Source organism: Sphingopyxis sp. (genome assembly GCF_965227415.1).
GTDB lineage: Bacteria > Pseudomonadota > Alphaproteobacteria > Sphingomonadales > Sphingomonadaceae > Sphingopyxis.
This window is the reverse complement of record NZ_OZ245749.1, coordinates 2,923,104-2,934,579: the sequence shown is the minus strand read 5'-3', so window position 1 is coordinate 2,934,579 and position 11,476 is coordinate 2,923,104. Positions and strand designations below refer to the sequence as shown.

Below are 11,476 nucleotides of genomic sequence, written 5' to 3'. Positions count from 1 at the left end.
GATATCCCTCCTCGATCCGGGTGCCGGCGCAAGCGCCGACACCCGAACGAACGTTCAGTCGAGGCTGATGCCGTTCTGCCGGTCCTTGCCGCCGATTTCGACGGGCGGGCCGAGGTCGCCGGCGGTTTCGGTGCTCACCGAGCCCAGTTCGACGATGTCATTGGTTTCGCGTTTCATGTCGCTACCTCCAAAATGCCGCGGGATTGCGGCGGCACGATCTTACGCCTTTGTAAAAAATAGAATTTATGTGCTTTTCCGATCCGAAGAATATCATTCGATTATTTGCGACCGGGGCCGGAGCTCGGCGGCGACCCGTCCGGCTCGAGCTACGCGTCGGCGGTGAAAAGCCGCGCTTTTCCTGCGAAGATCGGCCCAGCGTTCCCGCAGAAAGGCGGTCTCCATCGAGGCGAGTTCCTCGCTGGCAACGGGGTCGGTGCGCGCCTCGGTTGCGCGGAAGAACTCGCTTCGGTCGATCATGTTGGCGATTGCGAAGCGAATCTCGCGATTGCCGTTGAGGAGAGCGACGGCACGGTACAGCCGCGCGACTCGCGCCGGATAGTCCTCGACTTCCATCGCCGGAAGCAATGGTGCGGTCTCCGACTGTTGCAGTGCCGGATCGCGAAGTGCGAGCCCGAGAAGTGCGCCGGACCAAAGATAAAGATCGCAAAGATCGGACTCGGCGAAGATCGGCTGGCGAAAGCCCTCCTGGTGCCAGCTATCGACAATGCGCTCACCGGACAGGCGGTGGAGCGCTTCGCGCACGGGCGTCGGGCTCGCTGCCAGCCGCTTCGCAAGATGGAACGGGTCTAGGCGCGTGCCGGGCGGATAGGCGCCGCCGACAATCCTAGCCTTCAGGTCGAGATAGACCCGCTCCATGGTCGATCCCGCGTTCATGCCGCAAGATCCTCGCCACCCTCTCGTTGAGCCGCAACATAGTCTGCAAGCAACGCGTCCTGATCGGGACGAAGAGCGTCGATCGCGGCCAGAGGTTCGGCCGGATATCCGCCGAGCAGGACAGAGGGGCATTGCCCCTCGAAATTCCCGAGATTGGGTCGGTGCTGGGCATATCCCGCCAGCGCCGCGAGATCGGCCGGGAAATCCTTCGCTAAGGCGGGAGGATAGGCGAGCCATTGATTTTCATATGGCTTGAGCCAGCCAAGACAATAGCTGACGATGATCCCGCGCCTAACATCCATAGTGCGATTGCCGCCCGCGCCATGCAAGGTTGATCCCAAAAATATGATCGCATCGCCGGGTTCGGCTTCCGCAACGACTGGAGCTTCTACCGGCTTTTCGACCAGCGCCTCGACGCCATGGCTCCGAGGCCATATGATTGTCCCACCATTATCCTCGGTGAATGGCGTGAGCGGCCACATCACATTCATGAGATATTCGACGTCGCCGAGCGCACCCTGCCACATATCCTGATCGCGGTGCGGAAACTGCGCCAGCGCGCCCGGATGGAGCTCGATTGCCTGGGCGAGGTTGAGCTGAATCCGCTCGCACCAATTGCCGAGCGCGAGTTCGGCGAGATCGAGGATCTCCCTGTGCATCACGAGCTCTCCCATGAGCGGCGAGCGGATGAGCAAGCGGCCGAAGCGCTTTGTGCGCTCGCCGTAAAATCCGCCCTCGCAAAAGGGCGTCGCGGCGAACCGCGGTTCGAGGTCGTGCGCTACACCGCAGATCAGCGAAGCGGGTGCCGCGCCGCGCAGGATGGTATAGCCCTGCTGGAGCAGTTCACGTCCCGCGGTTGAATGGTGGGCGGGCCGTCCCGCCAAGTCCGGATGAACCAACATCCCGGCCTCCTCACGCTGCGCGCGCCGCGGAAACCGCGACCGCCTTGCTGATGATGCCCGCCGCCGCGAGCCGCGAGATGGTCGAACCGTCGATGTCGATGCGAAGCGCCACCAGCGCCTCGCCACCGTGCAGCCACGGCGGTCCGAGCGGCTGACAGTCCCAACCGAAGCGCTCGACCTGCCGAAACCAGGCAAGTTCGGCGACGCCGGTATAAATCCGGATTCCATTGGCGAGCGCGAATTCAGCGAGACCCACCAGAAGTGAATCGCGCGCGCCCCTCCGCTGCCGCGCGCCAATCTCCGGCGAAAGACAGAAGCGAGTGATTTCCAGAACGTCCGGTCCCTGCGGCGGCGGTCCGTCGACCAGCTCGGGGAACAGGCTGTCGAGAAGCGCTGGCCGCGTGGTGAGAAGCAGCCGCGCCGAGGCAAGATGTTCGCCATCGGCATCGGTCACGATGAGATAGGTGGCATCGACATCGTCGAAATGATCGAGCTCGAACCGGCCCGCGAGCGCCGGAATATCCCATTTGAGAAGATCGATGAAGACGCGCTTTCGCGCCTCGAACATCGAGCGAAGGGCTCGATGTTCGCTCGCGCGGTTCTGGTGATCGATGATACGCAACATGGATGCCTCCTTTCAAAGAGGCGATCCAATTGAACCGCTTTTTCCGGCCGCACCATAGCATGATCGGGGGGTGTCGGCGTTTTTTTAGCGCTGTGCGATATCGACGAAACTGATGTCGCCATCGTAAAGCGCCCGCACCGCAAGCATGGTACCACCATTGGCGCCATAGCGCTGCCGGGCGTTGCGCAAATGCTCGCGCACGGTGTCAGGCGAGAGTTCGAGATGGCGTCCGATCCGCCAGATCGGATTGCCTTGGGCGGCCCGGATGAGACATTGCCGCTGCCGGTTGGTCAGGCGCGGACCAATATTCACGCGGTCGGGATTGGCCATGCTGTCCGCCGCTTCGAAGGCGGCGCCGCCGATCATGCGGGCAAATTGCAGCGCATCCGGTTCGGCAGCACACCCCGGCCGCCATGCAAAGGACACCGAGCCATGGGCGTCACCCGGAATATGCGCGGGCACCGTCAGCCCGTCGCCAATACCATGGCGCTCGGCCTCAGCGAGGATGGTCTCGTCGCCCGGGCGCGGCGCGTCGTAGCGACGCATATCGTGCCAGAGAAAGCCGGCCCTGCTGCGCTGGCTCGCCCGGTGTACCGGATCCGATGGCCCCAGTCGGTTCTGATCGAACCAATAGGCCCATTCCTCCGGATAATTGTGAACACGCACGCCCTTGTCGGGCGCGGCGAGAAAATCCAGATGATGACTGAGTGCGAACCAGGCGCAGCCCATGAAGGCGCAGGCCTCACGAAGCAGATCGGCAAGCTCGGCTCGGGTCTTTGCACGCGCGAATTCAAGCTCGAAGGCGTGGGCGGCGTCGATCGTCGGCATTACGAACCATGGCGCGCCGACCGCCGTTTCCGAACCAGCCGATCCGCGTGCCCCTCGTAAGGGCCGGCAAGCCCCGCCCTCTTACAAGGCTGGCCGCCGACGGCGTGACCGCCGCTGGTCCAGGCGATCGTGGGAGAATGTGAAAATGGCGGCTAAGCGCATATATTCCTACTATATTCGAGAGATAGAACCAGATTGAGGCTAATTCCCTGATCGGCCCAATAGGCCGCTTCAGTCTGCCTTGGTCCGAAAATCCCATATCGGAATTCCCACCTTGCGCGCCTTGTCGGCGAAATTGTCCTGAATGCCGGTTCCAGGAAAGATGATGACCCCCACCGGCAGCGCGTCGAGCATCCGGTCGTTCCGCTTGAACGGCGCCGCCTTTCCGTGGCGATTCCAGTCGGGCCGAAAGGCGACCTGAACCACGCCCCGGCTTTCGGCCCAGCATGCCGCTGCACGCTCGGCGCCCGTCGGCGTCGCGCCATGCAGCAGGATCATGTCGGGATGGCGATTTCGCGCCCGGTCGAGACTATCCCAGACCGCGCGGTGATCCGCATCTGTACCGCCAGTGAAGGCGATGCGCGTGCCCTCGGGTATGAGTGACGCCGCTTTCTGCCGAAGGCGGGCGTCGAGAAAGTCGCGGCTATCGATCAAAGTGGCCGTCAGCGCCTTTTGATTGGCCCGCGAGCCGGTGCGGGGCATCCAGGCTTTGCGCAGTAAGGCGCGATATTGGTCGGAAGCCGCCTCGCGGAAAAATTCCATCGCGTCGCGCCGCTCGATCAGGGAGATGCCTTCTCGGATAGCCCTTTCCAGCTCGACCGAGCGGATTTCGCTGCCATCCTGTTCGCGCTGCAAGCGGCGTTGCAGCTGCTCATTGTCATCGAGCTTCCGGTCGGCATGGCTGCCAGCGCGATGGAAAATATTGACGAGATTCCAGAGCAGGTCGTCGAGATCGGGCTCGATGCGAGTATCTTGCAGGCATCCGGCAAGCGCATCGAACATGTCAGCGATCGCACCGGCGGTAAGTCGCGCATGTGGCAATGGGCGAGGATCGGGCTCGTCGTCGAAAGGACGATATCCAAAGAGCTGCACCTCCTGAAGAAGCAGATGGGTCGGCCCCGTCTCGACGGGGTATTCATCAAAGCTGTCGTTCGCATCGGTCATCTGAAGTCTCCGCGTTGCGCCGCGCTCTCGCGGCCTTCACGGCGGCAAGAGCGGCAGGCGGACCGGGCCCGCACCACGGCGCGCGAGCGCCGAGGCCGGAGCGGCAGCGGAGGATGGCGGCCGAAGGCTATTTTGTTTCGCGATGCAAAGGGACCAAGGGTCCCGGCGGAAAATAGCCGCGTGGTTGCCATTGCGGCGCCCGAGGCGCCTGCCGCAGTCGCCCTCTCGAAGGCCGGGACGCGGCCGCTGAGCGGATGTAGTGTCGGTGCGGCGCAGCCAATGCCTGCCTGTTCCGGCCGCACGAATGTCGTCAGAGTTGCTCGAGGCGGTCGGTTCGACACAGCTGCGCTTTGATAGCGTTCCTGACCCGGTCGTGACCAAATGTGGTCAGATCGGCATTGAAGTCGCCAAGCTCGGAATCAAGGGGAAGCAGTTCGATATCTGCGCCGCTCGAGCGATCTGCGATCGTCTCGAAGGCAAGCCGGCCAGCGTCATCATTATCACGCGCAACGTAGAGGCGCCTCAGTCCATCCGGAAATGAGATCGCTGCGAGATGCGCTCCCGACAGGCCCGCGATCATCGGCATTGTCGGCAGGACCTCGCGAACAGAGAGCAATGTTTCCAGCCCCTCGCCAAAGACCATCACCGGACCGGCCCGTCCGAATCGGACGCCATGACCAAGCAGATTCCCCATGGCGCGGCGCGGAAAGGCGACGGGGGCCTTTCCGCCTGCGGGATTGAGCCAAGTACGATGGACGCCGGTGATTGCGCCGGCGTCATCGGTGACGGCTGCGATAATCGCCGGCCAGGCAGGCCGACAATCCACGGCATCGTCCTCGGAGGCGCGGTAATAGCAGTTCGGGTGAGACCGAAGCGCGTCGGCGCTGGCAGCGTTCAGGATGCGTCGACCGAGGAAGTAGGCTTGACCGAGACTGCCAGCGACAGGTTTCGAGCCGGCCCAGAGGCGCCGCGCGGCTTGGGGCGTTCCCGCCGGATGCTTGCGCGGCGCGGGGTTTCTCGCGGGAGGCGGTTCCATGGGCAAGCTCAGGAAGCGCCGCGCCTCTTCGAGCGTGTCGCGAAAGCTGGCGTGTCCGCAGCTCGCAGCGATGATGTCGAGGAGGTCGCCATGGTCTCCGCTTTCGGCATCGGTCCATTTGCCGGCCGATAGCGCTCCGTCGTGATGGGAGGGAAGCCGCACATAGAGGCTGCGGCCGCGCTCATTATGGATATTGCCGACCATCCAATAATGGCCTTCGCGCCGGCCGTTGCCGAGGTAGCGACGACAGACGGCTTCGGCATTTTCGCCGAGACGGCGAACGATATCGACAGTCGAACTGGACATGCGGGGCTCCTTTTCATCGCGGCCCGCGCGCCGGCTCTCCTTGGAGCGACGTATAGCGGGCCGTCCCAGCAGCCCCTGCCGTGACGAGCATCAAATGTTCGTCGCGAGACCTGAAGATTCAAGGCCGGGGCAGAAAAAAGGGAAGTCCAGCACGAAGCCGAACTTCCCGGAAGGTTATCAGGGACGGGGCCTATTCGGCTGCCACGGCGTCGATGGCTTCGCCATCGTGATCGTCGGTATCCGCCACCTCGTCGTCATTTGCCGGATCTTGATCCGCCGCAATTGCCGGTTCCGGCATGCGGAGCGGCTTGGCGAGCCAGCCCTTGCCCTGCAGGAGCTCTTCGGCAGCGCTCGCCATCTCGGGCTTCTTCATGCCGCCGAGACGACCCGCGACGTCGGTTCCGCAGGCTTCTTCGACCGCCGCGAGAATTTGCGGCTTGGTCACGCGGCCGAGATAATTGGTGACAGTCGCCGTCCAGCCTGCCGCCACCATGTCGAGGTTCGCCGCCCGCGCGAGGATATGCGAGTGCTCGATGCGATTCGCGACCGCGCGCGCCGAGACGCGACCCTGATTATATTGGGTCGCCGGCTCCCACACCGCATCGATGCCGAACGACACACAGTGCGCGAAAATCGCGGCCTGCTCATCGGCATTGAAGGCCGTCAGTGCCGTCCAGAGTTCGGTCGTGTCGTCGGGCAGCCGCGCCGACCAGCTTTCGTGCCGCTCCTGGATTGCCTTTGCCGACGCCGTATCGTTGAGGCCTGTCCCATAGCCGATCAGCCGATTGCTGCGCATTGCGATGCCAAGACAGCTCCCCGACGTCGCGTAAGTGTAGAAGGTCTCGAGAACCAGCGCGTGCAGCATGGCAGCGAAAGCGACCAGCGGGCTCGACGCCACGGCATCGCGGAGCGCAAGCGTCCGGTGCGCCGTCAAATCGGTAACGAGCCTATCCGGCGGCGGACGAAGGAGATCGTCGGGATCTTCTTCGTCGGCGCCTTCCTCTGCCGAGCCATTTTCGTCACCCTCCGCTCCGTCGCCGGCGCGATCCTGATCGGGCTCGCCTTCGTCGGCGGCCGGCTCGGCATCGTCGGCCACCTCGGCGGGCTCGTCCTTGGGCCGAACGAAACCGCGTTCGACATGAAGCGACCCGTCCACATCGATGCTCACGAAGGCGCCTGCAATGGCAACCTCGGCGGCATCGTAGATGAGCGGCTTCGACACGAGTGGCGCGATCTCCTCGTCGATCGCCTGGATGCGGGCGGCGACTTCATCGGGGATTTCATCTTCGCCGGCCCATTGATCTTCGAGCCGGTCGGCTTCCTCGCGGAGCGCCTCGAGCCGCGCCTCATCTTCTTCACTCGAAGGGCTTTCCTCGCCCTCGAGTGGGCGGTGGCCATAAGTGTGCCCATAAGGAAAATCGGTCGCGGCCTCGACCCACTTCCAGCCCTCTGCCGCAATCGCTGCAACCTCGGTTTCGAGCTTTTCGGTCTGCAGGCGATCGAGCAGTGCGACATCCTCGAGCCAGCCGCCGTCATCGGATTCGAAGAGATCGCGCAGGACGTGGCCGCCAGCCGCGAGATAGGCTTCGAGCGTCACGAAGCGCACCCGCTTATCCGACGCGCGCACCTTGTCCTCGGTGAGCCGGGCGCGAATGAACCAGGGCTGCAGGTTGTGGCTCGTCTGGAGCATTTCCCAGACCTGTTCCTGGCGCGCATGATCGCTCGCGACCGAGAAGGCCATCAGCTGATCGAGGGTCATGCCGTCCTCGGCGTAGATGTCATGCAGCTTCGGCGACACGTCCGCGAGCTTGAGGCGCTGCTTCACGACCGCCGGGGTGACCATGAAGGTCGCCGCCACCGTCTCGATGTCGCTGCCCTGCTCGACGAGCTTCTGCATCGCACGGAACTGGTCGAGAGGGTGCAACGGCTCGCGATGGACATTTTCGGCCAGCGAATCTTCCTCGGCCGACACCGCGTCATCATCGCGGACGATGCAGGGGACCGGTTCGGTCTTGGCCATGCGACGTTGCTTGACGAGTTGCTGCAGCGCCCGGAACCGGCGGCCGCCGGCAGGGACTTCGTAGCGCCCCGTCTCGTTGCCATCCCCGTCGCGCTGCGCCCGAACCGTCAGGCTCTGGAGCAGGCCGCGCCGTTCGATGTCGCTGGCGAGGCTGTCGATCGACACACCTGCCTTGACGCGCCGCACATTGGCCTGGCTCAGCATGAGGGCACTGAACGGGATGTCCCGCGCGCCGCTGAGCGTGATTTTTGCCTGTTTCGTCATGACTCGTCTCCATGACGGGCCACCGCGAGACTCTCTCCCGGCTTTCAACCCGCCATGGCTCCGGCGCAGCCCTCTTCCTCTAAGGAAGCGGACCACGCCGGACGAAGACGCGACGCCGGATCAGCGCACCGACGCGAGCAATTTTGCTCCCTTTCCTTCAAGCTCCAGCCGCGCGTCCTGATGCGGACGATCCCGGGCCACAGCATTGATGCCCTGGACGAAATCGAAGATCGACGATGGCGGATGTCCTTCTTCTTGAAGGACGGTGGCGATGATCTTTTCGGTCTCGCCTTTCGAGAAACCCCGCTTGCGGAGGAAATTCTGTCGCTCGTCGGCGTCGCGTGCGACGATGGCAGCCCGAGACGCCTTGATTCCATCCAGGAATGAACCCGGCGATGACGACGCGAAGCGCTCAAGAGCTGGCGCAGCCTCCTGCGCGAACCGTCCAGCGGCGAACTTGCTGTGGCGGATGCTGATTTCCTCAAAGCCTTCCGCGCCCCAGATATTTCGATTCATGCAAACGGCGCGAAGATAGAAGGTTGCCATGCCGAGCGTTTTCGATCCGACTTCGCTGTTCCAGCAATAGAAGCCGCGAAAGAAGAGATCGGGGTCTCCGTTGGGAAGTCGGCCCGCCTCGATCGGGTTCATATCGTCGACGAGAAAGAGAAATACGTCGCGATCGCTCGCATAGAGCGTCGTCGTGTCCTTGGTGACCTCGACCAATGGATTGTGCCGCATCGTCGACCAGTCGAGCATGCCCGGCACTTTCCAACGCGTGTCGCCCGTTCCATTGCCCGCGATCTTCATAACCGCCGACACCAGCTCATGGTCCCAGATGCGCCCATAATCCGGGCCGGTGACGGCACGCAGTTCGGTGCGGCCGTCGCCCGTCTCAAGAGTTTTCACCAACTCGCCGCGATGCGCGAGCAACCCGTGCTGCATGTTGATCCCCGCCAGGGCCGCAGGCAGCTGGCGCAAATAGCCCGAAGGTGCGCCCACAAGGCTGCAGAGCTGGCCGAAGGACCAATGGGTTGGCGCCACAGGCGCGTCGCGGTCAGGGAGCAGGAGAATGAGCCGCTCCGGATTGTCGCTGGCGGCCTCGACGCGGATCGCGCGCGTCTCGACTGTCCTGGCAGTTGCGGCTTCGGCACGCGCGCGGACGACGTCAAAAAGCTCGTTCAAGGAAAGGTAGCGCTCGTCGTCGGGGCGCGAGAACCATTCGGATGAAACGCGGTCAATGCGCTGACCGCGCGAAATATCGACCTTGTAGCCCGGCGCGATGTCGGCGGTCGCCGATTGGATAGGGTGGGTCATGGCAAATCTCCGCGACGAGCGCTCGGAGCCTCTCTCCAAGCCCTTGCCCGTCACGGGTTTCCCCGTTCCCCTCTCACTCTATGGGCCAGCGGATGTAGCGCGCCGGGCGTGCGGACTGGCACGGCGCATGCCGCGCGCGACGGGCTGGCCACGCGAAAACTGCCGCGTCTATCCGTATTTGCGATATTATCTGGAGACATTGTGGAGACAATGCGGTCTGCAATTGCCCGTGTCACCACAAAACGCGCTGACCGCGCGACGCTAAGTGACTGATTTTCTAAGGAAAACTGGAGCGGGCGAAGGGATTCGAACCCTCGACCCCAACCTTGGCAAGGTTGTGCTCTACCCCTGAGCTACGCCCGCTCTGGCGGCTGGCGACCGGGTGGGTGCCAGCGGGTGAGGCGGGCGATTAGCACCGGCTTTTGGAGTCGGCAAGCCCTGTTTGCGATTTTTGCCGAAGGGTTGGCATATGCGCCGAAATTCCCACATAAGCAGGCAAGCGCACAACAAGGAGCATAGCCGCCGTGGCCACTCTCGGTCTGAACCCGCAGGAAAAGGAAGCTGTCGAAGCCTTCCGTCGCGATGTCGTCGATCCCTCGATGACGAAGCTCGTCATCCTCGATTTCTGGGCCGAATGGTGCGGGCCGTGCAAGCAGCTTGGCCCCGTGCTTGAAAAGGTCGCCGCCGATTATGCCGACAAGGGCGTCGTGCTGGCGAAGGTGGACGTTGACGCGAACGGTTTCATCGCGAGCCAGTTCCAGGTCCAGTCGATCCCGACCGTCTATGCGATCTTTCAGGGTCAGCCGGTCGCGAACCTGACCAATGCGCGCACCGAAAGCCAGCTCAAGACGATTCTCGACCAGCTGCTCGGGCAGCTGCCGATCGAGAGCGAGGCGGGTGCCCGCGCGATCGAGATCGCACCGTTGATCGAGATGGGCGAGGCCGTGCTCGTCGAGGGCGATGGCGAACGTGCGGTCGGCATCTTTGGCCAGATCGTCGAAATGGCGCCCGACAATGCCGCCGCGCATGCCGGACTGATCCGCGCGCTGGTCCTCGCTGGCGACCTGGCTAGCGCGCAAGCCGCGCTCGACATGGTTCCGGCCGACCTTGCCGGCGATGCCGCGGTCGCACAGGCGAAGAGTGCGCTGGCGCTCGCTGCCGATGCCCCCGACGCAGGCGAGCTGGCCGGCTTTGAAGCCGCAGTCGCCGCAAATCCCGACGATCATCAGGCGCGGCTCGACCTCGCTTCGGCGCAGATCGGTGCCGGACAGCGCGATGCCGCTGCCGACAATCTGCTTCATATCGTTGCGGCCGACCGTGAATGGAACGAGGGAGCGGCGCGCGCGAAATTGCTGTCGCTGTTCGAGGCCGTCGGGCTTGAAGACCCGTGGGTCGCAGCGCAGCGCCGCCGCCTGTCGCTCATCCTCTTCGGCTGATGGCTGACGCAGCGCCTTTGACGATTCAGCGGATTGCGATCTTTCCGCTTCCCGGGACCGTCCTTTTTCCAGGGCTGCACCTGCCGCTCCATATCTTCGAGCCGCGCTATAAAGCGATGGTCCAGGAAGTGCTCGCGCGCGACCGGCAGATCGGGATGATCCAGCCGCGACAACTTCCTGGCGAAGAGTTTCGCGAACCGCCCGCGCTCTATGACGTCGGCTGTGTCGGCCGGATCATCGATGTCGAGGCGCTCGACGAAGGCCGCTTCAACCTGGTGCTCGAAGGGGTCGCGCGGTTCCGCGTCCGCCGCGAACTCGACGTCACGACGCCGTTCCGGCAGGTCGAGGCCGAGATCGAGATCGAAGCCGAGGAGGACGCCGTCCTGTCGAGCATCGAGCGCGCGAGCCTCGAGCGCGAGGCCAAACGCTTTGCCGCGCGGCAAGGCTATGTCGTCGATTGGGATTCGGTCGGCCAACTTGACGACGCGACGCTGGTCAACGGCATTGCGCAGGTCGCGCCCTTTGACGCGGCAGCGAAACAGGCGCTGCTCGAAGCGACGCCGATCGATGCGCGCGCCGAGCTCGTCGTCCAGATGATGCAGTTCTTTGGCCGTTTCGACGGCGACGATGGCCGCGCGACGCTGCAATAGCTGGATTTGGCGGCGGCATGCCCGTCGCTCAGCGGTA

The 11,476-nt window shown here is 63.7% G+C and carries 11 protein-coding genes and 1 tRNA gene; 2 read left to right on the top strand and 10 right to left on the bottom strand.

Annotated features, from left to right (window positions below; translation table 11 throughout):
* Positions 1–54: 54 nt before the first annotated feature.
* From ACO055_RS14400 to ACO055_RS14355, 10 genes are all read right to left on the bottom strand, one after another.
* On the bottom strand, positions 55–177 hold the full coding sequence (locus ACO055_RS14400) for a benenodin family lasso peptide (RefSeq protein ID WP_422059560.1): 123 nt from the start codon (positions 175–177) through the stop codon (positions 55–57).
* Positions 178–270: 93 nt separating this feature from the next.
* Positions 271–894, bottom strand: a complete 624-nt coding sequence (locus tag ACO055_RS14395; protein WP_422059559.1) for a GntR family transcriptional regulator — start codon at positions 892–894, stop codon at positions 271–273.
* Positions 891–1,796 carry a phytanoyl-CoA dioxygenase family protein gene (locus ACO055_RS14390; protein WP_422059558.1) on the bottom strand — a complete coding sequence of 302 codons (906 nt, stop codon included), beginning with the start codon at positions 1,794–1,796 and terminating at the stop codon, positions 891–893. Before ACO055_RS14390 ends, ACO055_RS14395 begins: the two co-directional genes overlap by 4 nt.
* A 10-nt stretch (positions 1,797–1,806) precedes the next feature.
* Positions 1,807–2,421 (bottom strand): acyl-homoserine-lactone synthase, encoded by a 615-nt coding sequence (locus tag ACO055_RS14385; RefSeq protein ID WP_422059557.1) that lies wholly within the window; start codon positions 2,419–2,421, stop codon positions 1,807–1,809.
* 84 nt (positions 2,422–2,505) lie between these two features.
* Positions 2,506–3,249, bottom strand: a complete 744-nt coding sequence (locus ACO055_RS14380; protein WP_422059556.1) for a helix-turn-helix transcriptional regulator — start codon at positions 3,247–3,249, stop codon at positions 2,506–2,508.
* A 231-nt stretch (positions 3,250–3,480) separates the two neighbouring features.
* A complete protein-coding gene (locus tag ACO055_RS14375) occupies positions 3,481–4,413 on the bottom strand; it encodes a DUF2493 domain-containing protein (protein WP_422059555.1) in 933 nt (310 codons plus the stop codon).
* A gap of 310 nt (positions 4,414–4,723) precedes the next feature.
* A complete protein-coding gene (locus ACO055_RS14370) occupies positions 4,724–5,755 on the bottom strand; it encodes a DUF7146 domain-containing protein (protein ID WP_422059554.1) in 1,032 nt (343 codons plus the stop codon).
* A gap of 190 nt (positions 5,756–5,945) precedes the next feature.
* On the bottom strand, positions 5,946–8,039 hold the full coding sequence (locus ACO055_RS14365; protein WP_422059553.1) for a ParB/RepB/Spo0J family partition protein: 2,094 nt from the start codon (positions 8,037–8,039) through the stop codon (positions 5,946–5,948).
* Positions 8,040–8,159: 120 nt separating this feature from the next.
* Positions 8,160–9,353 carry a DUF932 domain-containing protein gene (locus tag ACO055_RS14360; RefSeq protein WP_422059552.1) on the bottom strand — a complete coding sequence of 398 codons (1,194 nt, stop codon included), beginning with the start codon at positions 9,351–9,353 and terminating at the stop codon, positions 8,160–8,162.
* Positions 9,354–9,641: 288 nt separating this feature from the next.
* Positions 9,642–9,716 (bottom strand) — tRNA-Gly (locus ACO055_RS14355).
* A gap of 161 nt (positions 9,717–9,877) precedes the next feature.
* On the opposite strand from ACO055_RS14355, the gene ACO055_RS14350 reads away from it, so the two are divergent.
* Together ACO055_RS14350 and ACO055_RS14345 are read left to right on the top strand one after the other, a co-directional pair.
* Positions 9,878–10,789: a tetratricopeptide repeat protein gene (locus ACO055_RS14350; RefSeq protein ID WP_422059551.1), complete on the top strand. Its 912-nt coding sequence runs from the start codon at positions 9,878–9,880 to the stop codon at positions 10,787–10,789.
* Positions 10,789–11,439, top strand: coding sequence for an LON peptidase substrate-binding domain-containing protein (locus ACO055_RS14345; protein WP_422059550.1), 651 nt, complete (start codon positions 10,789–10,791; stop codon positions 11,437–11,439). The genes ACO055_RS14350 and ACO055_RS14345 overlap by 1 nt, the downstream gene beginning before the upstream one ends.
* Positions 11,440–11,476 lie beyond the last annotated feature (37 nt).